The organism is Streptomyces sp. NPDC058371 (genome assembly GCF_042723265.1).
Lineage (GTDB): Bacteria > Actinomycetota > Actinomycetes > Streptomycetales > Streptomycetaceae > Streptomyces.
On record NZ_JBHXJC010000002.1, the window covers coordinates 336,660 to 360,820 of the forward strand.

Below are 24,161 nucleotides of genomic sequence, written 5' to 3' on the forward strand. Positions count from 1 at the left end.
CGCTCAGGCGGCGCCGTCCCGGTCCGTGAGCACCGTCCCGCGGAACGAGGCCACCACCGGTCGCAGATCGCCCCGGTGCCGGGCGGCCCACAGCTGAGCCCAAAGCCCCGCGCGTGCGGGGCGATTCGGGGACGCCGCCGGGTGAAGGCTCTAGCGTGTGCGGCATGACAGGGAAGTGCCAAGTCTGCGGGAGACCGATCGAGGGCGGTGGCGGGCCCGGGCGGGCGGCGTCGTACTGCTCGCAGGCATGCCGTCAGCGCGCGTACCGGGAGCGGCGCCAGCCTGTCGACCCGTCCGTCGGAGAGCTGGTTGCCGATCTGGGCGACCGGCTGAGGCGACTGCGTCCGGATCCCGCGCTCGCGTTCCATGCCGATGTGGAGGCCCTGTCGCCGCGCTTCACGCAGCTGCGGCGCCTCGCCCGGCAGGCGCGTCAGGACGCCGCTCGATCGCCGGCAGCTGCGTCAGCCGCCCCCGCTGACGCGGAAATCGCGGCTCCGGATGCGGAAGTCGCCACCGCGGACACGGGAGGCGCGGCTCCGCACAAGGCGAGCGCCACCGCTGACGCGAAAACCGTCACCGCTGTCTCGGAGCGCGTCACCGCAGACGCGGATATCGTCACCGCCGACCCGGAATTCGTCACCCGCGCCGGCGTGACGAATCCCGACGTGACAAATTACGGCGAGGAAGCCCTCACCGCGCTCATCGAAGGCCACCGCAGGGAACTGCGGGTGCACTGCTACCGGCTGCTCGGCTCGTACGACGAGGCCGAGGACCTCACGCAGGAGACGTTCCTACGGGCCTGGCGCGCCCGGCACACCCTGGCGGACGTAGAGAACCCGCGCGCCTGGCTGTACAAGATCGCCACCCATGTGTGCCTCGACTTCCTGCGCAAGCACAACCGGCGTCCGGCGCCGTACGAACCGGTGCCCGGCATGGACTCCGGGGACGGCCCCCCACCACCGCGTCTGCCGTGGCTGCAGCCCTTCCCGGACGACCAGTTGCCCGAGAGTCCGGCGCCTCGGCACGAGCCCGACGAGCAGGCCGTGGCGAGCGAGACGCTCGAGCTGGTCTTTCTCACCGCCATCCAATACCTGCCTCCCCGCCAGCGGGCCGCGGTGATGCTGCGTGACGTCGCCGGGTGGTCGGCTCAGGAGACCGCCGACCTGCTGGGTTCCAGCCTGGCCTCGGCGAACAGTGCCGTCCAGCGCGGCAGGTCGGCGCTGCGGCACGCGCTGCCGGGGCGGCGCGAGGACTGGTCGGCGACGGGTGAGCCCAGCGCCGAGGACCTGGCACTGCTGAGCCGGTACATGGACACGGTCGCCCGGGCCGACATCGACGCGATGGTCGAACTGGTACGGGCGGACGCCGTGCTCACCATGCCGCCGAACCCCTTCTGGTTCACCTCCCGCGACGCGCTCTTCGCGTTCGTCCGGCCGAACCTCGACCCGGCGTCGCCGATGTTCGTCGGGCACTGGCGGTTCCTGCCCGTGCACGCCAACGGCCAGTTGGCGGCGGCCGGCTATCTGCGGCGGCCCGGGACCAGCGTCTTCCGGGCCCAGCTGATCGACGTCCTGCGGGTCGAGGAGGGACTGGTCGCCGAGATCACGACGTTCGAGCCGCATCTGTTCGCCGCGTTCGGGCTGCCGATGACGCTCTGAGGGCACGGGAAGCGATGAGTTTTCCCACGGGGCACGTCGTACGGGATGACGGGCGCACACGGCGCCCCTGCCGAGGGGACGAAGAGTCATGCTGAAGGACAAGGTCGCGGTCATCTACGGCGGAGCGGGTTCCCTGGGCGCGGGTGTCGCGAAGGCGTACGCACAGGCGGGGGCGCGGGTGTTCCTCGTCGGCCGTACGGAGGCCGCACTGCAGAAGGTCGCGGCCGAGACCGGAGCCGAGTACGACGTACTCGACGCCGAGGACGAAGCGGCCGTCGAGGCGCACGCGACCTCGGTCGTCGAGCGGGCGGAGCGGATCGACATCTCGCTCAACCTCGTGCCGCGCGGGGACTTCCAGGGCGTCCCCCTCACCGAGATGTCGGTGGAGGACTACACGCGGCCGGTCGTGCGGGGCATCGCCTGCCAGTTCATCACCGCGCGGGCTGCGGCACGCCGGATGACCGCTCAGGGATCGGGCGTGGTCCTCTCCCTCAACAGCGGGTCGGCCAACGGCAGTCCGATGATGGGCGGCACCGCGGCGGCCGACGGCGCGATCGACGCGCTGATCCGCCAGCTGGCCCAGGAGGCCGGGCCGGCCGGTGTCCGCGTCTGCGGGATCTGGACCGCGGGCGTCACCGACACCCTCACGCCCGAGAAGCTGGCTTCCGCGGGCGCTCCGGCCATGGACGAGGCCGCCGTGGCGGCCATCCGCGGCGGGCTGGACAGTCTGCGGATGACGAAGCGTTCGCCCCGCATCGCCGACATCGCCGCGCTGGCGACCTTCCTCGCCTCCGACGCCGGGGTCAGCATCACGGGCACCTGGGTCAACGCGACCGCGGGCATGTTCCCCAGCTGACCGGCCGGCCCCGAACGCTCCTCGACCGGCCGGCCCAGTCGTCCGGGGCCGGCCGGATGTGCCGAGGAGAGTCGCGCCCCTGCCCGACGGATACGGGCGCGCGGCCGGTCAGGCCTGGAGCTGCGGGTAGACGTCGGCGAGGTCGCCGGACACCGCGGCCTTGACCTGACGGGAGGTCTCGTCGGCGAGCACCTCGAACGCATCGCCCTCGATGCCGTCCAGCGCCTCCTTGGCGATGTCGGCCGGCTTCGACTTGGGCTGGGTGACCGCCGCGGTCATGTCGGTGTCGACGTACCCCATGTGCAGACCCGTCACGCCGATGCCGCGCTCCAGCAGCTCGATCCGGATGGCGTTGGTCTGCAGCCAGAACGCGGCCTTGGACGCCGAGTACGCGCCGTGCCAGGCCACCCAGGACAGCGCCGAGAGCGCGTTCAGGATGTGGCCGCCGCCATTGCGCTCGATGACCGGAACGAACGCCCGGGTCACGTTCAGCGGGCCGAAGAAGTTGGTCTCGAAGACATTCCGGATGTCGTCGACCGGTGTGTCCAGGTAGGTGTCCGGCGAGCTGCCGCCGGCGTTGTTGATCAGCACCGTGACGTCGGGTGCGGCCACCACCAGCGCCTCGATCGAGGCCGGCTCGGTGACCTCCAGGGCCAGCGGCACGACCCGCGGGTCGGTGGCCGGCCGGGGGTTGCGCGCGGTGGCGTAGACCTTCTTGACGCCACGGGTGAGGAGATCGTCCACCAGGGCCTTGCCGATGCCTCGGTTGCCGCCGGTGACGAGGACGACTGCGCCTTCGAGAGTGGTCATGCTGGGCTCCAGACAGAAGTGGAAACCGATCGGTTTCCATGACAGTAAACCGATCGGTTTCCAAGGGCAAGGCCAGCCGGTACCCTCAAGGACATGACGACCTCGGCGACCCCCCGCGAGCGACTGCTGAGCGCGGCGGGCGAACTCTTCTACCGCGACGGCATGGGCATCGGCGTGGACGCGCTGTGCAAGGCCGCCGGCGTCTCGAAGAAGTCGATGTACCAGCTGTTCCGGTCCAAGGACGAGGTGATCGCGGAGAGCCTGGCGGGCAGCGGCCCGGTGTACGAGGCCGCCCTGCTGCCGGGCCCCGACGACCGCAGGCCACCACGTGAGCGGATCCTCGGCGTCTTCGAGCGGCAGGACCTGATGGCCGCCGAGGGCAACTTCCTCGGCTGCCCGTTCGTGAGTGCGGCGGTGGAGCTCAAGGACCCCGAGCATCCGGGCAGCGTGGTCGCGCGCCGGCTCAAGCAGCACCTGACCGACTTCTTCCAGGCCGAGCTCGTCGCCGCCGAGGCCGAGGACCCGGGGACCCTGGCCGTGCAGCTGACGATCGTCTTCGACGGCACGAGCGCCCGAGCCGTCGTACAGGCCCAGGCGCTCGCCGGCATCGGCACGACGACGGCAGCCGCGCTGCTGGACGCGGCCGGGGTCAAGTAGCCCGCGCCTTCGCCCAGCCGCCGGTGACCAGGCCACCCGTCACGTGAGACGGGTCTCACCGTGGCAGCACGACTTGTCTATGCAACGAGTTGCATAGCAGGATCGCGGTATGGCGCTCGAACACGCGATCCTTGTCTCCCTGTTGGAGAAGCCGGGCTCGGGCTACGAACTGGCCCGCCGGTTCGAGCGGTCGATCGGCTATTTCTGGGCCGCGAGCCACCAGCAGATCTACCGCGTGCTCAGACGCATGGAGGCAGACGGCTGGATCGACGCACGCGAGGTGGCGCAGGACGGGCGACCGGACAAGCGGGAGTACTCGGTCGCACCCCCGGGCCGGACCGCCCTCTCCGCATGGCTCGACGAGCCGGTCGAACTCGAAAGCGTCCGGCACGACCTCGCCGTCAAGATCCGCGGCGCGGCCTTCAGTGATCCGACCGCGCTCATCTCCGAAGTGGAAGGGCACCGACGGGCACACGCCGAACGCCTTCAGCGCTATCTCACCGGCGAGCGGCGGGACTTCACCGGGCCCGAGGCCCCGGACGAGGACGACGCCGGCCGGGAACTGCAGCACGTCGTCCTGCGCGGTGGCATCGCGTACGAGCGCATGACACTCGCCTGGCTCGACGACGTACTCGCCACTCTGCACCGGCTCGGCCCCCCGCGCTGAGCCTCACCACCCGCGCGCACCGCTCCTCCCCCGCGTCCCCGCACATCGCCGGCCGCCCGGGCTCCGCACCGCCGCCCGGTACGCGCCCGGCCCACCCCCGGCCGTCCACCACGAAAGGTGCACCACCCTCATGACCGACCCGCTGCTGTTCAACCCGCACACCTACGACCCCGCGCATTTCGACCCGGAGACCCGGAGGCTGCTGCGCGCCACCGTCGACTGGTTCGAGCAGCGCGGCAAGCGCAGGCTCATCGAGGACTACCGCTCCCGCGCCTGGCTGGCGGACTTCCTCGCGTTCTCGGCCAAGGAAGGGCTGTTCGCGACCTTCCTGACCCCCGCCTCCGCCGCCGCCGGGCAGGCCGACAAGCGCTGGGACACGGCCAGGATCGCCGCTCTGAACGAGATCCTCGGCTTCTACGGGCTCGACTACTGGTACGCGTGGCAGGTCACCATCCTCGGGCTCGGCCCCGTCTGGCAGAGTGACAACGCCGTCGCCCGCGACCGTGCCGCCGAACTGCTCACCGAGGGCGAGGTGTTCGCCTTCGGCCTGTCGGAGAAGACCCACGGCGCCGACATCTACTCCACCGACATGCTGCTGGTGCCCGACGGCGACGGAGGCTTCGTCGCCACCGGTTCCAAGTACTACATCGGCAACGGCAACGCGGCCGGACTGGTGTCCGTCTTCGGCCGTCGCACCGACGTGGAGGGTCCCGACGGGTACGTCTTCTTCGCCGCGGACAGCAGGCACCCGGCGTACCACCTCGTCCAGAACGTCGTCGACTCCTCGAAGTACGTCAGCGAGTTCCGTCTCGCCGGCTACCCCGTCGCTGCCGACGCCGTACTGCACACCGGTCGCGCCGCGTTCGACGCCGCGCTCAACACCGTCAACGTGGGCAAGTTCAACCTGTGCACCGCGTCGATCGGCATCTGCGAGCACGCCATGTACGAGGCGGTCACCCATGCCCAGAACCGCATCCTCTACGGCCGTCCCGTCACCGCTTTCCCGCATGTGCGCCGTGAACTGACCGACGCCTACGTCCGCCTGGTCGGCATGAAGCTGTTCAGTGACCGGGCCGCCGACTACTTCCGCTCCGCCGGCCCCGACGACCGCAGGTATCTGCTGTTCAACCCGATGACCAAGATGAAGGTCACCACCGAGGGCGAGAAGGTCGTCGACCTGATGTGGGACGTCATCGCGGCCAAGGGCTTCGAGAAGGACACCTACTTCGCCCAGGCGGCCACCGAGATCCGCTCCCTGCCCAAGCTGGAGGGCACGGTCCATGTCAATCTCGCGCTGATCCTCAAGTTCATGCGCAACCACCTGCTGAACCCCGCCGAGTACGCGCCCGTGCCGACCCGCCTCGAAGCGGCCGACGACGCGTTCCTCTTCCGGCAGGGTCCGGCCCGCGGCCTCGGCGCCATCCGCTTCCACGACTGGCGCACCGCCTTCGACGCGTACGCCCACCTGCCCAACGTCGGCCGTTTCCGCGAACAGGCCGACGCCCTCTGCGCGTTCGTGACCACCGCCGCCCCCGACGAGGAGCAGAGCCGCGATCTCGACCTCCTGCTGGCCGTCGGTCAACTCTTCGCGCTCGTCGTGCACGGTCAGCTCATCCTGGAGCAGGCGGGCCTGACCGACTGCGAGGAGGACGTGCTCGACGAGCTCTTCGCCGTCCTGGTACGCGACTTCTCCTCGCACGCCGTCGAGCTGCACGGCAAGGACTCCGCCACCACGGAACAACAGCACTGGGCGCTCGGCGCGGTCCGCCGCCCCGTCGTCGACGAGGCTCGCTCGGCCCGGGTGTGGGAGCGCGTGGAGGCGCTGGCCGGGACGTACGAGATGGCGCCGTGAGCCCACGACCGGCGGGAACGCGACCCCCTGGAAGCCTGTCCCGGTAACGGGACATCGGTAGGCCCGGGTCAATGGCGGCAGCCTGTCCGAAGGATGGGCTGCCGCTGTTTTCCCGGACGCGAACCGGCACATCCATGCATGGCGAACTCAGGAACGCCTTCTCGCGGTGAACTGCGGAGAGCCCGCGTTGCCGGATCGGACGTCGCCCAGATTCCGGGCGGACGCGGTTGGACCCGACTCACCAGGGACTCACTGGTCAACGAGGTTGTGCCTTTGGGTGATCCGGCCGACACAAACGGGGATAGACTCCCCCATCCCTCAGCGGACTCGGCGTATCCCCCCCGGCGCTGTGCCGCGCATTGAAGAAAGGCTCGTGAGATGCCTGAGAATCACTCCCACACCACGGAACTGAGGTCGCAGTACATCGCCCAGGTGGCGGGTGACCTGGAGCGCAACACCAAAGAGCAGGAACGTATCGGCGCGGACATCGAGGCCCTGCAGGAACAACTCACTGCCCTGCAGCACGACCACACCGTGCTGGTGAGCATGCAGCAGGCCCTGACCGCCGGAGACACCGGTGGCGCGGACCTCACTGCGAAGCCGGTCACCAAGGCCGCACCGACCGTGCCTCGTCAGGCCACCGGTGACTCCGGGAAGAGCAAGTCGAAGAAGTCGGTCACCGCGACCGTCAAGAAGACGGCGGCCAAGAAGCCCGCCGCGAAGGCCGCCAAGTCGGCCACCAAGCCGACCCTGGTCGAGTTGATCCGCGGCCACCTCGAGCAGCAGGGTGAACCGCGTTCCGCCGCCGAGGTCTCCACCGCGCTCGGACAGTCCCACCCCGACCGCGGCATCAAAACCACCGTCGTGCGCACCACTCTGGAGGGCCTGGTCGCCAAGAGCCACGCTCACCGCACCAAGCAGGGCTCATCGGTCTTCTACTCCGCCGCGAACGGCGCCGAGACCGCAGCGGCTGAACCGCAGCCCGAGCCCTCGGCAGCCAAGTAGCCGCCCTCCAGGCTCCGCACGGAGAGTCCCACCTCGCACTTCCCCCACCGCATTCGATGGTCCGTCCCGTCATCGGCGTGCGGCCGCTCCTGCCGGGCGCAGCTCTGTACGGCTGCGGTGCAGTGACCCGCCGAATCGGGCGCGTCAGTACATGGGGGAAGCGACGGAGCACCACCCCTGGGCGCTCGAACTCCACGCCTGGGCAGACCCCGTCCGAACCCGCCGCACACGTGGCCTCCCGAACCGAACCGAGTCGGCCGAGGGGCCGACGGCCGAGCCGGCCTCGAACTGCCTACCGGTCAGGGCCTCATGACGCAGCGCCGTCCGCCGGGACCGCGTCCCCTGATGCGGCGTCACCACGGCCGTAGTGGTGGGTGGTGAACATGTACAGGAGCCCGCTGACCAGGACGACGCCTCCGCAGAGCAGCACGACGTAGTTGTCGTACCAGGGCTCCTCCGGGTTCCTGGCCCAGCAGATGTTGATGATGGCGAAGATCCCGTAGGCCAGCGCCGCGGCGTTCACGACGACTCCGGCACGGCCCAGCGTGAACTCACCCGCGGGCTTCCAGCCCTTGAGCCGCGCCCGCAGTGCGGCGAGGACGACCATCTGGAACGAGGCGTAGATCCCGAAGATCGCGAACGAGACGATCTTCGTGAGGGCGTCCTCGGACACCAGCGATCCGAAGGCGATCAGCGCGGGGACGACGGCCGCGACGAGGAGTGCGTAGGTGGGCACCGCCCGGGCGGAAGAGAACTTCTGCAGCACCTGGTGCCCGAAGATCATGCGGTCGCGTGCGTACGAGTAGATGAGCCGGCCGGCCGCCGCCTGGAGGCTGACCGTGCAGGACAGGAACGAGATGAGGACGACCCCCATCACGATCCGGGCGCCCACGTGGCCCATCGCGTCGTACAGGACATTGACCACGGGGTCGGCGTCCTTGCCGGAGATGACCGCGTTGAAGTCCGTCACGGACAGCAGGAGCGTGAGGCAGGTGAAGGTGGCCGCGGCACCGCCGACGTAGATCGTGCGGCGCATGGCCTTGGGAATGACCCGGCCGGGGTGTTCGACCTCCTCCGCGGTGTCACCGCAGGCCTCGAATCCGTAGTACTGGTAGAAGCCGATGATGGCCGCCGCGAGGAACACCGGCGTGTAACTGCCGTTCCCCTCGGTGCCGTAGGAGTCGAAGATGACGCCGAGACCGTGCTCGCGGTGGGTGACCAGCAGGTAGATGCCGACGACCAGCGCGCCGACCAGTTCCCCGGTGAAACCGATGACGGCGGCCAACGAAAGGGCCTTGGTCCCCGCGTAGTTGATCAGAGCGGCCACCAGGATGAGCACCACGGTGCACAGCACGGTGGTGTGCACGGTCGGGTCGAAGCCGAACAGGATCGCGATGTACGGTCCTGCCCCGTACGCCACCGAGGTGATCGTGACCAGGAGCGCCCACATGTAGACCCACCCGGTCATCCACGCCCACCGGTTGCCCCACAGGCGGCGGGCCCAGGGATAGACGCCACCGGCGATGGGGTACTGCGCCACGACCTCGCCGAAGACGAGGGCGACGAGGAACTGCCCTGCGCCGGCCATCAGGAACGCCCAGATCATCGGCGGTCCGCCGGTGGCGAGCGCGGTGCCGAACAGGGTGTAGGTACTGACCACGGGCGACAGATAGGTGAAGCCGAGCGCGAAGTTCGCCCACGGCCCCATGTCCTTGCGGAACTCGGAGGCGGGTGCCTCGTCCGGCGAGCCCGCTCCCGCTGTCGCGTCACTGGTTCCGGTCATCACGACGCCTCTCCGGACTGCTGCGTGCCCTTGATGAGATCGACCGCACGTTCCGCCGCCAGCAGCACGGTCAGCATCGGGTTGATGGTGGGCATCGTCGGGAAGATCGAGGCGTCGACGACGCGTACCCCGCTGACGCCGCGGACCCGCAGCTGCGGGTCGAGGACAGCCAGCGGATCGTCGGCCGCCCCCATGCGGCAGGTGCCGGCCGGGTGGTACACGGTGTGCGCGACCTTGCGTCCGTACTCGGACAGCTCGGCGTCCGAGCGGACGTCCGGCCCCGGTGCGACCTCCCGCTTCAGCCAGTCCCGCAGCGGTGCGGTGGCCGCCACCTCACGGGCGATCCTGAGGCCGTCGACGATCGTCTTCTCGTCGTGCCCCTCGGGGTCGGTGAAGTACCGGAAGTCCAGACAGGGTTTCTCCGTCGGATCGGCGCTGGCCAGCCACATCCGGCCCACCGAGCGGGCCCTGGGCACGTTCGGCGTCATGCAGACGCCGTGCTCGAGGGCGGGGTAGCCGAGCCGTTCGGTGTTGACAGTGAAGGGAACTTGGTAGAAGTGGAACATCAGGTCGGGGCGCGGGCCGCTCGGATCGCGGCGCAGGAACAGTCCCGCGTCCGAGTCCATGGCCGAGTTCGGGGGCAGCGGCCCGTGCGTCTCCCAGACGATGACCGACTCCGGGTGGTCGAGGAGGTTCTCGCCGACGCCCGGCACATCGGCCCGCACCTCGATCCCGAGCTCCCGCAGCTGATCCGCGGGCCCCACACCGGACAGCATGAGCAGGCGCGGGGTGTCGATCGCTCCCGCGCACAGCAGCATCTCGCGCTCGGCTCGTACGGTCGTGGTCGTGCCCTCGCTGTCCCGGGTCTCGACGCGGGTGAGACGGCCGGCTTCGTCCGGCAGCAGCCGGTACGCCCAAGTCTCCAGCCGCACCGTCAGGTTGGGGCGGTCCAGCACCGGGTGGAGATAGGCGACGGAGGCGGAGGAGCGCCTGTTGGTCTCCGGTTCGTACGCCAGGGAGAAGAACCCGGTGCCCTCGGCGAACGGCCGGGCGTTGAAGTCCTCGATCACCGGGACGCCGAGGGACGCCACCGCGGCGGTCACGAAGTCGCGGGCGATCGGATTGCGGTCCTTCTCGGCGACCGGGACGACGTGGTTCTGCAGTCGGTGGCGATAGGGAAGCAGCACATCGGGACCCCAGTCCGTGCACCCCCGGTCGACCCAGTCGTCGAGGTCCTCGGGCAGCGGAAGGAAGCTGATGAGGGTGTTGTGCGAGGAGCAGCCGCCCAGCACCCTGGCCCGTGAGTGCAGGATGTGCGAGTTGCCGCGCGGCTGCTCGACGGTCGTGTAGCCGTAGTCGAACTCCGAGCCGAGCAGATTGATCCAATTGCGCAGGCGCAGGATGCGGTCGTCGCCCACATCGCTGGGACCGCCCTCGATGACGCAGACGCGGCAGTCGCGGTCCTCCGTCAGTCGGGCCGCCAGCACACAGCCGGCGGTGCCTCCGCCGACGATGACGTAGTCGTACTCCGGTTCATCTGTCATGGACCGCTCTCCAGCCATGCTGTGTTCCGCCTCTCATCCCTTGAACCAGCCGGACGGGCCGGGCGAGAGGTTCTGGTAGATGTGCTTGGACTCCTGGTACTCGCGCAGTCCCGTGGGGCCCAACTCGCGCCCCACGCCGGACTGTCCGAAGCCGCCCCACTCCGCCTGGGGCAGATACGGGTGGAAGTCGTTGATCCACACCGTGCCGTGCCGCAGTCGCCCTGCGACGCGCTGCGCCCGGCTCGCCTCGCCGGTCCACACACCGGCCGCGAGCCCGTAGCGGGTGTCGTTGGCGAGTTCGACGGCTTCGTCCTCCGTCCGGAACGTCTCGACGGTGACCACCGGTCCGAAGACCTCCTCCTGGACGATGCGCATCGACCGGTCGCACCCGTCGAAGATCGTCGGCAGCAGGAAGAAGCCCCGCGCGAGGTCGGGGTCGTCGGGACGCCTGCCTCCGGTGACCACCCGCGCGCCCTCGGACCGGCCGATGTCGATGTACTTCTCCACCTTGGCCCGGTGTCCGGCGGAGCTGAGTGGACCGCTCTCGGTGAGCGGATCGAGGCCGCTGCCGAGCCGGATGCGGGAGGCACGGTCGGCGAGTTCCTGAACGAAGCGGTCGTGCCAGGTCTCCTGCACCAGCAGCCGCGAGCCGGCCGAGCAGACCTGCCCGGAGTGCAGGAAGGACGCTTCGAGGGTGTGGTCGATCGCCGCCTCGAAGTCGGCGTCGTCGAAGACGACGTTCGGGTTCTTGCCGCCCAGTTCGAGGGCGATGTTCTTCACCTCGCGGGCCGCCGACTCCATGATCCTGCGGCCGGTGCCGAGGCCACCGGTGAAGGACACCAGGTCGACGTCCGGGTGCGCTGTCATCGCCGAGCCGACGACGGCGCCGGAACCGAGGACGAGGTTGGCCACACCGGGAGGTGCGCCCGCCTCCTCGATGAGCCGCATCATGGAGATGGTCGTGAGCGGGGTGATCTCGCTCGGCTTGAGCACGAACGTGTTGCCCGCCGCGAGCGCCGGCGCGACCTTCCAAGAGGCCTGGAGCAGTGGGTAGTTCCAGGGGGCGATCAGCGCGCAGACCCCGACGGGCTCGTGGACGACACGGCTGAGGACGTCCGGTCCGGCGTCCACGACGCGCCCCGCGTCCTTGCCCGCGATCTCGGCGAAGTAGCGGAAGGCGTTCGACACGTCCTGGACGTCGATGCGTGCCTCGGCAAGGGTCTTGCCGGTGTTCAGCGTCTCTTCCCGCGCGATGTCCTCGACGTCCCGCAGGAGGTACTCCGCCACCCGGAACAGCACATCCGCTCGCCGCTGGGTCGGCGCGGCCGCCCAGTCCGCGGAACGAAAGGCCCGCTTGGCGGCCTGCACGGCACGGTCGACGTCGGCCGCACCGCCCTCGTCGACCGTGCGGACCACGGACGCGTCGTAGGGGTTGACCACCTCCCGCGTCTCGCCCGCCGCACTCCCGACCCACTCGCCGTCGATCAACAGATCAGGCATTTCCGCCACTCCTCCCTGCAGGCCCCGGGCCGTCCTGCCGCCGAACCTCCAACCTGCGTCAGCACCCAAGCCGCACGGGGGCGGCACACCGCATCCGGCCGGGGCGGGGGCACAAGTTGACTCCGCTGGTCTATGGGCGGGGGCGTGGCCCTCCGCGATGCTTCGGTGCCGGCCGGGACGCCCCCGGGCGTCTCGACGACACACGAGTCGGCACCGCCCGAACGTCCTCGGGTCGTCCGGCGTCATAGCGGTAGCCGTTGCTGAAGGAGCGCCATGAACGCCACGACGCCAGTACCCTCCCGCGCCCGATTCGTGCCCGTTGCCGTGCTGATCGGCGCGCTGTTGTACGGGACCGCCGCCTGTGCGGGCGAGTCGTCGTCCGGGGTTTCCGCAGCGGGAACCGCCGCGACGGGGAGCGAGGCGGCCTGGAAGGAGCCGGCCTCGTACACCTACACGCTGACGTCGAGCGCGGGCGAGCGGATGCTGCTCGGGACCTTCGAGGTGACGGTGCGGGACGGGAAGGTGCGCAAGGCAGTCGGTCTCGACGACAGCGCTCGGCGGGTGGTGCGACGCGCTCCCGGTGAAGTGCCCACCATCGGGGAGCTGTTGGGGGAGCTGGAGCAGGCGCGGCGCGACCACGCGCACAAGGCGGACGCGGAGTACGCGGCCGACGGTCACCCGGTGCGGATCTCACTGGACCGGGAGAAGGACGCGATCGACGACGAAGCCCTGTATGTGATCGACTCGTTCGCACCGGGCGTCGGTTAGCGCCGCGCACGTCGACGAACGGGGTCGCGCCGGGAGTTGGCCGGCCGGTTCCGTCAGTCGAGGGCGTCGAGCAGCTCTCGCTCGCGGGCGGCGCTGAGGCCGGCGCGTCGCACACGGTCCAGGCCCTGCTCGCGTTCCCAGAGCAGAGTGTCGGCCAGCAGGTCCGGCCGTGGCCGGTGTCGGAGCCCGGCCGCACGGGCCGCGGAGCCGGCGCGGGCCGACCAGCCCTCCCAGCCCGGCTCGACCAGCCACATCGGCAGCGATTCCGGCCCCATGTACTGCACCACGTCGTGGGCGAGCAGCCAGGCCGAGTCGGCGGTGACCACCGGTCCGGTGTGCCCGCCCGCGGCACGGGACAGCGCGATCCACTCCTCGAAGGGAACGACGGGGCCGACAGCGTCGTAAGTGCCGGTGGTCCCCGCCTCGGCGGCGTCGAGGAGCCAGTCGGTGAGGTCGCCCACGTCGATCACCTGTGTCGGCATGGTGGGCGCCTCGGGAACCAGCATCGGCCCGTGCGGATCGCGTGCGGCGCGGGCCACCCAGTAGCCGGAGCGGCCACTGTGATCGCCCGGTCCACCGATGAGACCGGCCCGTGCGATGAGGAGGCGGTCGCCGAGGGCCGCTGTCGATGCCTGTTCGCAGGCGGCCTTCGCCTCGCCGTACAGCTCGCGGTCGACCTCACCGCGGTCGGTCGCGGGAAGCACGGCCGCGGACTCGTCCGCTCCCGGTGCGGCGTGCGCGGCGTAGGCGCTGACGGAGGACAGGTAGGTCCAGTGGTGGGCTCGGCCGGCCAGCGCGTCGAGTGCCGTACGGACGAAGCCCGGCTGCCACGACACCTCGACGACCGCATCCCACACACGGTCGAGCAACGGCTCGTACGCCGAGGGATCGCGGCGGTCGGCGGCCACCAGCTTCGCTCCGTCCGCGACGTCGCCGCTTTCACCGCGCGCGAGACACGTCAACCGATGGCCGCGTGCGAGAGCCCGCCGCGACAACTCCCGCCCCACCCACGCTGTACCGCCCAGAACCAGGATCTCCATCCCGACAGCCAAGCACCGCGCACACCGATCGGCCGCCGGGCTTAGCTGACAGCAGACCCCGACGGGAGGCTCGCCGGGCGCGGCGCGGCGATCAGGAGGCGCGCGAGGTGTGTTTGAGTTCGATCTCGACGAAGGCCAGCGGGCCGTCGCCGGCATTGACGACGTCGTGCTCGGCGCCGGCCGAGCGGGCGTAGGACTCCCCCGCCCGCAGGTCCGAGTCGGTCGCCGAGCCGTCCGGCGCGACCGCGCTGATGCGACCGTCGGTCACGGGAACGACCACGTAGTCGTGCTCGTGCAGATGCGGGCCGGTGCGGGTGCCGGGCTCGAAGTCCCAGCGGGTGACGCGGACCTGCTCGTCCTCGTGCTGCACGCTCGCCCTGGCGGTCGTCGTCATCGAACCGTCTCCTCGCTCTCTTCCGTGCGCGGCCTCGGCCCCAGGTCAGGGACTTGATCCTCGCTTCAAGCCCAGTGGAACACACATGGCCTCACCACCTCACGACGTCACCCGCCCGACCTCGACACCCCGGGCACACCCGGCACCCACCCGGCCGCCGCGACCCCGTGCTTCAACCTCCTGAAGCATCGACCGCGCCCGCTCCCCGAGTGAACGCCCCATCCCGGCAGACTTATTGAAGTCTTGAAGTCACGACCACCCGCGGACGTAGTAATGCCGACGAGAACTATTGACAGCTCCATGACATGTGACTTCACTCACGACGCAGGGCTCCGGAACCGGTTCCGGTACCGCTTCCGGACCCGCTCACCCCCCACCGCTCACAGAGGAGGAGTGCCGTGTTACCAGATTCCCCCCGCCCGGCCACCGGCCGGGCGCGCACAGGTCCTGGCTGGGTCGCCGTACTGGCGGCGTTCGCCCTGGTGCTCACGGCGCTGTACGCGGCTTCGTCGCCTGCCAGCGCGGATCGCTCGACCGCGGACAAGGCGGACGTCGTCCGGGTCGCGGAGTTCCTGGCCGAATGTCCGTACAGCCACCGTCTGCCGGACGACCCGATCGTCTACCCGGGGCTGCCCGGCGCGTCCCACATGCACAGCTTCTTCGGCAGCCGGGTGACCAACGCCAATACCAAGGTGACGGACCTGCTGGGCTCGTCGAGCACCTGCAGCCCGGCCGTGGACACCTCGTCGTACTGGGTGCCGACCCTCTACCGCAACGACCAGGCGGTCGAGCCCACCGGAACCACCTTCTACTACCTGGGTGAAGGCGTGAACGACGCCGTCATCCAGCGCACCCAGCCCCTCCCCCAGGGCCTGCGGATCGTGGCCGGCAACGCGAAAGCGACCGGTACCGGCGACCCCACGTCCGTCGCCCGGTGGTCTTGTCTGTGGCACGGCGAGGTCAACCCCTCCAAGGACTTCGTGACCTGCCCGGCCAACTCGATGCTGGAGTCCTACCTCGACTTCCCGCAGTGCTGGAACGGCAAGGACCTCGACTCCGCCGACCACAAGAGCCACATGGCCTACCCGGTGAACGGCGCCTGCCCGGCCAGTCACCCCGTACCCGTGCCGAAGTTGCGCCAGGTACTGCGCTACCCCGTCACCGGCAGCACCCAGGGGCTGCGGCTGGCCTCCGGCGCCGGTTACACCATGCACGGCGACTTCTTCAACGCCTGGCCCGCCGCAGAGATGGCACGCAGGACGACGAACTGCATCAACGCCATCGTCAAGTGCGGAGCCGACGGCAATCCGTCCTGACCGGTGCGGTGCCCCAACCTCACGGGAGGGGCACCGCTCCACCGCACGGCCCCCGAGACAGGAGACTGGCATGGCGACAGCCGCGGCACGGGTGGGCCGCGCGGGCGGAGCACCTCTCGTCGCAGCGCTGCTGTGCGTCCTGTCGACCGTGTCCGGGTGTGCCGGCGCGCAGCAGTCGGCCGGCCCACCCGCCCCGGCAACCTCCGCCGCCGGCTCCCCGGCGGCCGTCTCCGGCTCGGCCGGCCGGAGCACAGGCACCTTCAACAGCACGGACGTCGCCTGGATCCAACTGCTCATCGCCATGGACGACCAGGCCGGTACCGTCCTTCAACTCGCCCCGCAACGCGGTGACGACCCCGCACTCAAGCGCTGGGCGGCCGGTGTCGCACGCGACAACCGCACCCACCTGACAGCACTTCGCCGGCTCCTCGACGACGCAGGCGTCCCGGACAGCAATCCGCACGAGGGCCATGACATGCCGGGCATGGTCAACGCCGGGGAACTCCAGACCCTCAAGAGCACGTCCGGGGCGAAGTTCGACGGTCTGCTGCGGTCCGCGCTGCGGGAGCACCTCACCCAGGCGGAGAGCATGGCCCGGGCAGAGCAGGACAACGGCTCCGCCCCGGACGTCACGAAGCTCGCGGCCACCGTGGAGCACTCGACCGCGGGACACCGGCGCCGTATGCCCGGCTGAGAGCGCACACGCTCCGTTCGGCGCGCACGCTCCGTACGACGAGTGGGCGCGCGTCCGGCCGGCTGGGGGCGCTACACGCCCTGGCCCTCGCCCACTTCCTGGGCGATGCGCTCGAACTGCGCGGCCATCGCCTCCTGGAGAGCCTGGGCCGCCGACAGCGGGCGGACCATGACCGTGAGGTCGTCGATCCTGCCGTCCCCGTCGAAGTGCAGGAAGTCGCAGCCCTCGATCTCCCGGTCGCCCACCTTCGCCTTGAAGACGAGTGCGTGGTCGCGGCCTTCGGCGTCGGCGATCTCGCGGACGTAGTGGAAGTCGGTGAAGACGCGGGTGACCCCGCGCAGGATGGCCATGGTGATCGCCCTGCCCTCGTACGGCTTGAACACGACCGGGCTGGTGAACACCACGTTCTCGGCCAGCAGCGCCTCGATCGCGGCGTGGTCCTGGGCCTCCACCGCCTTGCGGAAGGGGTTCATCGCACGCCCGCCTCTCATACTCAATTTTTTGATTAGGTGTGGAAGAGATTACTTGCCGAGATGACCGAACATCTAGTCTTGGGCACATGGCATTGCGCAACGCGGTCCTGGCCGCGCTTCTCGAGGGCGAGGCGTCGGGGTACGACCTGGCCAAGGGCTTCGACGCCTCGGTGGCCAACTTCTGGATGGCGACCCCGCAGCAGCTGTACCGGGAGCTGGACCGCATGGCGTCCGACGGACTGCTCGAGGCCCGGCTGGTACGGCAGGAGCGGCGGCCCGACAAGCGCATGTTCTCGCTGACCGCGGCGGGCCGCCGGGCGCTGCACGCGTTCACCGCCGAGCCGCCCCGACCCACCGCCATCCGCGACGAACTCCTGGTCAAGGTCCAGGCCGTCGACGACGGGGACACCGACGCCGTACGTGCCGCGATCGCCGAGCGGCTGGAGTGGGCGCGCGCCAAACTGGCCCGCTACGACCGGATGCGCACCCGGATCCTCGGCGGCCGCACCGAGGAGGACTTCTTGGCCGGGGCGGAGCGGGTCGGGCCGTATCTCACGCTGATGCGCGGCCGTTCGTTCGAGCGGGAGAACATCCGGTGGGCCGAGCGTGCCCTACGGGTACTCGAGCAACGGGCTGCGGTACGGGGCTAGTTGCCGTGCGGGCCGCGAGTCGCGCTCCGTCCGCATCAGCCCACCGTATTCCCGTCGATCCATTGGGTGGCCTATGGCCGAGAACGGGCTGCCTATTGGTCACCTATGGGTGCGGGCGCCTACCTTCGGAGCATGTCGAAGATTCTCTTTGTGATGACCGGCGCCGACCACTGGACGCTGGCGGACGGTACCAAGCACCCGACCGGATTCTGGGCGGAAGAGGCGGTCGCGCCGTACGAGGCGTTCACGGCGGCCGGCCACGAGGTCGTCGTCGCCACGCCCGGTGGCGTCGTACCGACGGTGGACCGGGGGAGCCTGGCGCCCGAGGTCAACGGCGGACAGGAGGGCGCCGACAGGATCGAGCGCGTACTGGCGTCGAGCGCCGAGTTCCAGCGGCCGATCCGGTTGGAGGACGTGCGGCTTGACGACTTCGCGGCCGTCTTCTACCCCGGTGGCCACGGCCCGATGGAGGACCTCGCGGTGGACGCCGACTCCGGCCGCCTCCTCACCGTCGCCCTGGAGTCGGGCAAGCCCCTGGGCGTGGTCTGCCACGCCCCGGCCGCGCTGCTCGCCGCCCGGAAGGAGGACGGCAGCAACGCCTTCGCGGGCTATCGGCTGACCGGCTTCACCAATGCGGAGGAGACGCAGGCCGGGTTCGCCGGCAAGGCAAAGTGGCTGCTCCAGGACCGGCTCGTCGAGGCGGGCGCGGACTTCCGGGAGAGCGAGCCGTGGGCCCCGCACGTGGTCGTCGACCGGAACCTGGTCACGGGCCAGAACCCGGCCTCCTCCGCCCCGCTCGCCGCCGAGCTGCTGAAGAAGCTCGGCTGAGCGGAAACTCACCCGCGACAGGACTCCGCCCCGGGGCGGGCCGGCACTCCGACGCCGTACCGGCGGACGGGTCCGGGCCGCAGCCGGGGCTTCGCGCTGTCACGCGAGCCGTCGTCCGTCTCCCCGGTCGCGGGCTTCCGGCCGGGGAAAGGTCCACTCCGCAAGGTCCGCGCCGCCCCCGGATCCGCGTCCCGTCCAACCGGAAACCGTTCCTGCACGTGACCGCCGCCGCCTGAGCGCCGATACTGCGAGAGGATGATCTCATCAGGAGGTACCCATCATGAAGATGCTCATCAACGTCGCGGAGACGGTGGTCGCGGACGCGCTGCGAGGCATGGCGGCCGCGCATCCGGAGCTGACGATCGATGTGGAGAACCGGCTGATCGTACGGCGGGACGCGCCGGTAGCCGGAAAGGTCGGGCTCATCTCCGGTGGAGGCTCCGGGCACGAGCCGCTGCACGGCGGTTTCGTGGGCCCCGGAATGCTGTCGGCGGCCTGTCCCGGCGAGGTCTTCACCTCCCCGGTGCCGGATCAGATGGCACGCGCGGCGGCCGCCGTGGACAGCGGCGCGGGCGTGCTGTTCATCGTCAAGAACTACACGGGTGACGTGCTCAACTTCGACATGGCGGCCGAGCTCGCCGAGGACGAGGGCGTCCAGGTCGCGAAGGTCCTGGTCAACGACGACGTCGCGGTCACCGACAGTCTGTACACGGCCGGCCGGCGCGGCACCGGGGCGACCCTGTTCGTGGAGAAGATCGCCGGGGCCGCCGCCGAGGAGGGCGCGCCGCTGGAGCGGGTGCAGGCGCTGGCCAAGCAGGTCAACGAGAACTCGCGCAGCTTCGGGGTCGCGCTCAGTGCGTGCACCACCCCGGCCAAGGGCAGCCCCACCTTCGACCTGCCGCCCGGTGAGCTGGAGCTGGGCGTCGGCATCCACGGCGAGCCGGGCCGGGAGCGGCGCGCGATGATGACCTCACGGGAGATCGCCGACTACTCGGTGCACACGATCCTGGAGGACCTCAATCCGCGCAATCCCGTGCTGGTGCTCGTCAACGGGATGGGGGCGACTCCGCTCCTGGAGCTGTACGGCTTCAACGCGGAGGTGCAGCGGGTGCTGACCGAGCGCGGTGTGCCCGTCGCCCGCACCCTGGTCGGGAACTACGTCACCTCGCTGGACATGGCCGGCGCCTCGGTGACGCTGTGCCAGGTGGACGAGGACCTGCTGCGGCTGTGGGACGCACCGGTGAAGACGCCGGGCCTGCGCTGGGGCATGTGAGTCCCGCCGTCGTCCGGTCAACGTACGCACCACCAAGGAGATCCTGTGCTCGACACCGACTTCTTCCGCCGTTGGATGGCGGCGACCGCCGCGTCCGTGGACCGCGAGGCCGAGCGACTCACAGCGCTGGACTCACCCATCGGCGACGCTGATCACGGCAGCAATCTGCAGCGCGGCTTCACCGCCGTGGTGGCCACGCTGGACAAGGAGTCACCGGACACGCCCGGGGCCGTACTCATGACCGCCGGGCGGCAGCTGATCTCGACCGTGGGCGGCGCTTCCGGACCGCTGTACGGCACCTTGCTGCGGCGTACGGGCAAGGCGCTCGGGGACGCGGCCGAGGTCAGCGAGGAGCAGTTCACGGACGCCCTGCGCACGGGCGTCGACGCGGTGATGGCGCTGGGCGGAGCCGCGCCCGGCGACAAGACCATGATCGACGCCCTGGTGCCCGCGGTCGACGCGCTCGCGTTCTCCTTCGCCCGGGCGAAGACCGCCGCCGAGGCGGGCGCCGAGGCCACGACGCCGCTGCAGGCCCGCAAGGGCAGGGCGAGCTATCTCGGCGAACGCAGCATCGGGCACCAGGATCCCGGAGCCACGTCGGCCTCGCTGCTGGTCGCCGCGCTCGTGGAGGCAGCAGGTGAGTGACTCAACGGACAAGCTGGTCGGCGTCGTCCTCGTGTCGCACAGCGCGGCCGTCGCCGCTTCCGTCGCCGAGCTGGCGGTGGGTCTGGCGGGCGGCGGCACGACCGCCCCGGTGGCGCCCGCCGGCGGCACGGTGGACGGCGGTCTCGGGACGAGCGCGGAGCTGATCGCCGCCGCGGCCGCTTCGGTGGACCGGGGCTGCGGGGTCGCCGTCCTCACCGACCTGGGCAGCGCCGTCCTCACGGTGAAGGCGCTGCTCGCGGAGGGCGACGAGCTCCCCGGGAACACGCGTCTGCTCGACGCCCCCTTCGTCGAGGGCGCCGTCGCCGCAGTGGTGACGGCCTCGGCGGGCGCGGACCTCGCGGCGGTCGAGGCGGCGGCCGCGGAGGCGTACTCGTACCGCAAGGAGTGATCCGGAGCGGGCCGCGAGCCCCCGCCCTTCCTGGGCGGGGCCTGCGCCATGCTCCGGCCGGCGGCGGGCGGGAGGGCCGCCCGTACCGTCGCCGTTGGCGGGCGGCCCGCGGGTCCTCCGTCGGCCCGAGCGCGCCCGCCCTCAGTTCTCGCTGATGAACTTCCGCGCCAGCGCCTCCCCTTGGGTCACCGCGGCACGGTGGTTCTCGATCGGGGACACGCTGGAGTTCTTGAACACGATGTACGTGACTCCCGAGTCCGTGCCGCCGCCGCGGGGGTCGGAGCGGATACCGAGGCCCTCGGCGGTCGCGTAGGACGCCTCCCCGATGATCTCGCGCGGACCGGTGTCGCCGACGACCGCGTACTGGACCCGGTCCTGGTAGATCACGGCGGCGACGGAACCGCCCCGGACTCCGTGGTCCCGGTGGTTCCAGATCGGCCCCGCGGACGGCACGACGATGTACGGGAGGGTCTCGGCGTCCAGGTGTCGCCCGTCGGACTGCTGAAAGGCCGTCGACGACGAGAAGAGCGGATCGGTGCGCGCGTTGCAGCGGGTGCCGGGCCGCCCGTCGCAGTCGATGTCCATGTCCGCCTTCCAGAAGACGGCGCCCTGCTTGCCGCAGACGGGAATCGTGGCGGGGACCCCGCCGTCGGGGCGATAGCGCCCCTTCGAGACGGGGGCGCAGTCACGCACTTCGGCCAGCAGTTCACTGGCGAGGACGCTCCCCTCGCGCGCCGCGGGGGCGTGCGGTCGAGGGGCAGCGGTGGCGGTGGGGAGCGTGGTGGGGGCGAGCAGGGCGGCACTGGCCGCGGCCAGTGTCAGCGACTGGACACGCACGATAAAGGACCCTCTCCTGGGGGACATTGACGGTCACTCACCACAATCTGGTGCGGGTCCGTGAGTGCGGCCACTGGTGGGGGTCCGGACGGTGCACGGCACGGGTCCGCCGCATGCTCCGCGGGTGGCCGGGCGCCCAGGTCGCTTCCGGGCGGCCGAGGGGCCGGGCCAAGTCGGCCCGGCCCGCTCGGCCGACCTCGCCGGCGCGGCATCAGCGACGACAGCGGTCCGCGCCGTCGGGCATGAACTCCCGTGGAAGGAAAGCGAGTTCACGCCGCGTCAGGTATCAGCATACGTAGCCTCCGACCGAGTGGTCGAACAGCTCCGGCTTTCCGCTCCCTCTTGATGTGATCGCGTCAGTCATGGCATACAGGTACAGACCAATCCCGTCGAGGGAAGGCAGGGCCGTGCGACGCATACCTTTTCCGGTGATCTGCGGCTCGCTGCTTCTGGTGGCGTCCTGCGGCTGGGGCGGACAGGGCGATGAGCAGGGCGGCCGGCCGCCCTCGGCGCCCGCGGGAGTCACCGCGGCGGCGGGCAGCGCGACCAGCGTCCACGTCATGTGGAACCTGGCGTCCGGAGACCCGAAGGTCACCGCATACGAGGTGTATCGCGGGACCACGAAGGTGACGGACGTGCCCGGCGCGGAACACATGGTGGACGTCACCCGGCTAGAACCGTCCACCACCTACGTCTTCACCGTCCGGGCCAAGGACGCTGACGGCGACGTCGGCCCGCCGAGCGAGCGGGTGAGCGCCACGACACCGGCGGCCGTCGCCGCCGACGACCACGCCCCCAGCCGCCCCGGCACGCCGAGCGGGAAGACGGTCGGCAGCCGGGCGGTCCAGCTGTCCTGGGCCAAGTCGACGGACGACCGGAGCGTCGCCTCGTACGACATCTACCAGGGCACTTCGAAGATCCACAGCGTGGGCGGCGGGCAGACGGCGACCGTGGTGACGGGACTCCGGCCGGGCACGCGCTACTCCTTCACCGTCAAGGCGCGTGACGCGGCCGACAACGTCTCGTCGGCGAGCCGGGCCGTCCGGCTCACCACCGCCCCGGGTTCGGACGACGGCCGGGGCACCGCGCCCACCGCCTTCCGTGCGACCACCCATCGGGCGGACGGCGCCTACTACCTCGACCTCTCCTGGGTCCCGCCGGAGACGGACGGGGTGATCACGGAGTACCAGATCAATCTGGACGGGGAACCGGCGACCTCACTGGTGTGGGGCGACGGCCCGCCGGACGGCAGGGCCACCTACAGCTTCTACATCGGAAAGGAAGCCGGGGTCGGACACCGCGTCCGGATCCGGGCGAAGCTGCCGGACGGTACCTGGGGCGGCTTCTCTGCGGAGCGGACGGTGACGACAGGGAGCAAGTGATAAGCGAGCATTAGGGTGGGTCGCGTGACCCATAGGGAACCCAATGCCGCGCCGCTGGATCTCCCCCTCCTGCGCACCTTTCTCGCGGTCCATCGCGCCGGATCGTTCACGGCGGCCGCCCGGCTGCTCGGGCTCTCCCAGCCGACCGTGACGACACAGATGCGCCAGCTCGAGAAACAGCTGGGCCGTGAGCTGTTCGAGCGGCAGCCGCGCGGGGTGGCGCCCACGGCGGTGGCCGACGAGCTGGCCGCGCAGGTGGCGGAGCCGCTCGACACGCTGGCGGTCATCGCCGACCGCGGCGGACCCGGCGCGGACCGGCCCCCCGAACCGGTGCGCGTGGCGGGCCCCGCCGAGCTGCTGTGCACCCGGGCGCTGCCGGCCCTGGCACCGCTGACGGGCCAGGGCGTACGGCTGCGGGTGACCACCGGGCTGACCGACGAACTGCTGGACGGGCTGCGGGGCGGCCGCTTCGATCTGGTGATCGCGACGACCCGGCCGCGCGGTCGCACACTGACGTCCGTGCCGCTCGGCGACGAGGAGTTCGTGCTGGTCGCCGCCCCCGAGTGGGCTCGGCGGATCGGCCCCGACCGGGTCGCGGCCGAGGGCGCCGCCGCGCTGCGCGGGGCGCCGCTGGTGTCGTACGCGGAGGATCTGCCGATCGCGCGCCGCTACTGGCGGCATGTGTTCGGCGTACGGCTGACGGGGCAGGCCGCGATCACGGTGCCCGATCTACGGGGTGTGCTGGCCGCGGTGGCCGCCGGTGCGGGGATCACCGTGCTCCCCCGCTATCTGTGTCTGGCCGAGCTGGCCTCGGGTGCGCTGGTCCCCTTGCTGTCTCCCGAGGACCCGCCGATCAACACCTCGTACCTCGCCCAGCGCCCCGGCGCGCCGGACCATCCGCATGTCTCGCTCGTGCGGGAGCGGCTGCTCCAGGCCGGCCGCACCTGGTGAGACACCGGCCGCACCATGACGCGGCAGCGGTGCACGGGGCGCCGCCCAGGAGCAGTCCAACGCACTGCGATGCGCCAGCCGGAACCGTGACAGGCCAACGGGCGTCGGCCGGTCGAAGGAATCTTTCACCTGCCCGGTCCCCGTCCGCATGCGGTCCGGGCCCGGGACG

Annotated in this window: 24 protein-coding genes; 16 read left to right on the forward strand and 8 right to left on the reverse strand. The window is 70.8% G+C overall.

The window, feature by feature from the left end:
• Window positions 1–164: 164 nt before the first annotated feature.
• A complete protein-coding gene (locus tag ACFWM2_RS09040) occupies window positions 165–1,658 on the forward strand; it encodes an RNA polymerase subunit sigma-70 (protein WP_383275062.1) in 1,494 nt (497 codons plus the stop codon).
• An 88-nt stretch (window positions 1,659–1,746) separates the two neighbouring features.
• Entirely contained in the window at window positions 1,747–2,514 is a 768-nt protein-coding gene (locus ACFWM2_RS09045) for an SDR family NAD(P)-dependent oxidoreductase (RefSeq protein ID WP_383275065.1), read from the forward strand.
• Window positions 2,515–2,622: 108 nt separating this feature from the next.
• On the opposite strand, the gene ACFWM2_RS09050 is transcribed toward ACFWM2_RS09045, so the two are convergent.
• Window positions 2,623–3,324 carry an SDR family oxidoreductase gene (locus ACFWM2_RS09050; RefSeq protein WP_383275067.1) on the reverse strand — a complete coding sequence of 234 codons (702 nt, stop codon included), beginning with the start codon at window positions 3,322–3,324 and terminating at the stop codon, window positions 2,623–2,625.
• A gap of 93 nt (window positions 3,325–3,417) precedes the next feature.
• Between ACFWM2_RS09050 and ACFWM2_RS09055 the strand changes: the two genes are divergently transcribed.
• From ACFWM2_RS09055 to ACFWM2_RS09070, 4 genes are all read left to right on the forward strand, one after another.
• Complete coding sequence (locus tag ACFWM2_RS09055; protein WP_383275070.1) at window positions 3,418–3,981, forward strand: TetR/AcrR family transcriptional regulator; 564 nt, start codon at window positions 3,418–3,420, stop codon at window positions 3,979–3,981.
• 109 nt (window positions 3,982–4,090) lie between these two features.
• Window positions 4,091–4,648: a PadR family transcriptional regulator gene (locus tag ACFWM2_RS09060; protein ID WP_383275073.1), complete on the forward strand. Its 558-nt coding sequence runs from the start codon at window positions 4,091–4,093 to the stop codon at window positions 4,646–4,648.
• 130 nt (window positions 4,649–4,778) lie between these two features.
• Window positions 4,779–6,500 (forward strand): acyl-CoA dehydrogenase family protein, encoded by a 1,722-nt coding sequence (locus ACFWM2_RS09065; protein WP_383275076.1) that lies wholly within the window; start codon window positions 4,779–4,781, stop codon window positions 6,498–6,500.
• A 378-nt stretch (window positions 6,501–6,878) separates the two neighbouring features.
• Complete coding sequence (locus tag ACFWM2_RS09070; protein ID WP_383275079.1) at window positions 6,879–7,505, forward strand: hypothetical protein; 627 nt, start codon at window positions 6,879–6,881, stop codon at window positions 7,503–7,505.
• 307 nt (window positions 7,506–7,812) lie between these two features.
• Here ACFWM2_RS09070 and ACFWM2_RS09075 read toward each other — a convergent pair whose 3' ends face one another.
• From ACFWM2_RS09075 to ACFWM2_RS09085, 3 genes are read right to left on the reverse strand one after another with little or no spacing between them, the layout of a single operon-like run.
• Window positions 7,813–9,288, reverse strand: a complete 1,476-nt coding sequence (locus ACFWM2_RS09075) for an APC family permease (RefSeq protein ID WP_383275082.1) — start codon at window positions 9,286–9,288, stop codon at window positions 7,813–7,815.
• On the reverse strand, window positions 9,288–10,832 hold the full coding sequence (locus ACFWM2_RS09080) for a GMC family oxidoreductase (RefSeq protein WP_383275085.1): 1,545 nt from the start codon (window positions 10,830–10,832) through the stop codon (window positions 9,288–9,290). Before ACFWM2_RS09080 ends, ACFWM2_RS09075 begins: the two co-directional genes overlap by 1 nt.
• Window positions 10,833–10,865: 33 nt before the next feature.
• Entirely contained in the window at window positions 10,866–12,332 is a 1,467-nt protein-coding gene (locus ACFWM2_RS09085; protein WP_383275088.1) for an aldehyde dehydrogenase family protein, read from the reverse strand.
• Window positions 12,333–12,605: 273 nt separating this feature from the next.
• On the opposite strand from ACFWM2_RS09085, the gene ACFWM2_RS09090 reads away from it, so the two are divergent.
• Window positions 12,606–13,100 carry a DUF6174 domain-containing protein gene (locus ACFWM2_RS09090; protein WP_383275091.1) on the forward strand — a complete coding sequence of 165 codons (495 nt, stop codon included), beginning with the start codon at window positions 12,606–12,608 and terminating at the stop codon, window positions 13,098–13,100.
• 53 nt (window positions 13,101–13,153) lie between these two features.
• Here the strand turns inward: ACFWM2_RS09090 and ACFWM2_RS09095 are convergent, their stop codons facing one another.
• Window positions 13,154–14,140 carry an NAD-dependent epimerase/dehydratase family protein gene (locus tag ACFWM2_RS09095; RefSeq protein ID WP_383275094.1) on the reverse strand — a complete coding sequence of 329 codons (987 nt, stop codon included), beginning with the start codon at window positions 14,138–14,140 and terminating at the stop codon, window positions 13,154–13,156.
• A gap of 91 nt (window positions 14,141–14,231) precedes the next feature.
• On the reverse strand, window positions 14,232–14,534 hold the full coding sequence (locus ACFWM2_RS09100) for a cupin domain-containing protein (RefSeq protein ID WP_383275096.1): 303 nt from the start codon (window positions 14,532–14,534) through the stop codon (window positions 14,232–14,234).
• A 398-nt stretch (window positions 14,535–14,932) separates the two neighbouring features.
• On the opposite strand from ACFWM2_RS09100, the gene ACFWM2_RS09105 reads away from it, so the two are divergent.
• Both ACFWM2_RS09105 and ACFWM2_RS09110 read left to right on the forward strand, forming a co-directional pair.
• Window positions 14,933–15,850 (forward strand): DUF1996 domain-containing protein, encoded by a 918-nt coding sequence (locus tag ACFWM2_RS09105; RefSeq protein ID WP_383275099.1) that lies wholly within the window; start codon window positions 14,933–14,935, stop codon window positions 15,848–15,850.
• 70 nt (window positions 15,851–15,920) lie between these two features.
• Window positions 15,921–16,544: a DUF305 domain-containing protein gene (locus ACFWM2_RS09110; protein ID WP_383275101.1), complete on the forward strand. Its 624-nt coding sequence runs from the start codon at window positions 15,921–15,923 to the stop codon at window positions 16,542–16,544.
• A gap of 71 nt (window positions 16,545–16,615) precedes the next feature.
• Here ACFWM2_RS09110 and ACFWM2_RS09115 read toward each other — a convergent pair whose 3' ends face one another.
• Window positions 16,616–17,017 (reverse strand): nuclear transport factor 2 family protein, encoded by a 402-nt coding sequence (locus ACFWM2_RS09115; RefSeq protein WP_383275104.1) that lies wholly within the window; start codon window positions 17,015–17,017, stop codon window positions 16,616–16,618.
• Window positions 17,018–17,103: 86 nt separating this feature from the next.
• Between ACFWM2_RS09115 and ACFWM2_RS09120 the strand changes: the two genes are divergently transcribed.
• From ACFWM2_RS09120 to ACFWM2_RS09140, 5 genes are all read left to right on the forward strand, one after another.
• Window positions 17,104–17,667, forward strand: coding sequence for a PadR family transcriptional regulator (locus tag ACFWM2_RS09120; RefSeq protein ID WP_383275107.1), 564 nt, complete (start codon window positions 17,104–17,106; stop codon window positions 17,665–17,667).
• A gap of 132 nt (window positions 17,668–17,799) precedes the next feature.
• Entirely contained in the window at window positions 17,800–18,495 is a 696-nt protein-coding gene (locus ACFWM2_RS09125; protein ID WP_383275110.1) for a type 1 glutamine amidotransferase domain-containing protein, read from the forward strand.
• Between the two features lie 280 nt (window positions 18,496–18,775).
• Window positions 18,776–19,768, forward strand: a complete 993-nt coding sequence (gene dhaK, locus ACFWM2_RS09130; protein WP_383275112.1) for a dihydroxyacetone kinase subunit DhaK — start codon at window positions 18,776–18,778, stop codon at window positions 19,766–19,768.
• A 45-nt stretch (window positions 19,769–19,813) separates the two neighbouring features.
• A complete protein-coding gene (dhaL, locus tag ACFWM2_RS09135; RefSeq protein ID WP_383275115.1) occupies window positions 19,814–20,413 on the forward strand; it encodes a dihydroxyacetone kinase subunit DhaL in 600 nt (199 codons plus the stop codon).
• On the forward strand, window positions 20,406–20,822 hold the full coding sequence (locus ACFWM2_RS09140; RefSeq protein WP_383275118.1) for a PTS-dependent dihydroxyacetone kinase phosphotransferase subunit DhaM: 417 nt from the start codon (window positions 20,406–20,408) through the stop codon (window positions 20,820–20,822). The genes dhaL and ACFWM2_RS09140 overlap by 8 nt, the downstream gene beginning before the upstream one ends.
• Window positions 20,823–20,963: 141 nt before the next feature.
• On the opposite strand, the gene ACFWM2_RS09145 is transcribed toward ACFWM2_RS09140, so the two are convergent.
• Entirely contained in the window at window positions 20,964–21,659 is a 696-nt protein-coding gene (locus ACFWM2_RS09145) for a glycoside hydrolase family 75 protein (RefSeq protein WP_383275121.1), read from the reverse strand.
• Window positions 21,660–22,021: 362 nt separating this feature from the next.
• On the opposite strand from ACFWM2_RS09145, the gene ACFWM2_RS09150 reads away from it, so the two are divergent.
• Both ACFWM2_RS09150 and ACFWM2_RS09155 read left to right on the forward strand, forming a co-directional pair.
• Complete coding sequence (locus ACFWM2_RS09150) at window positions 22,022–23,041, forward strand: fibronectin type III domain-containing protein (protein ID WP_383275124.1); 1,020 nt, start codon at window positions 22,022–22,024, stop codon at window positions 23,039–23,041.
• A gap of 24 nt (window positions 23,042–23,065) precedes the next feature.
• Complete coding sequence (locus ACFWM2_RS09155; protein ID WP_383275127.1) at window positions 23,066–23,992, forward strand: LysR family transcriptional regulator; 927 nt, start codon at window positions 23,066–23,068, stop codon at window positions 23,990–23,992.
• Window positions 23,993–24,161: the final 169 nt, after the last annotated feature.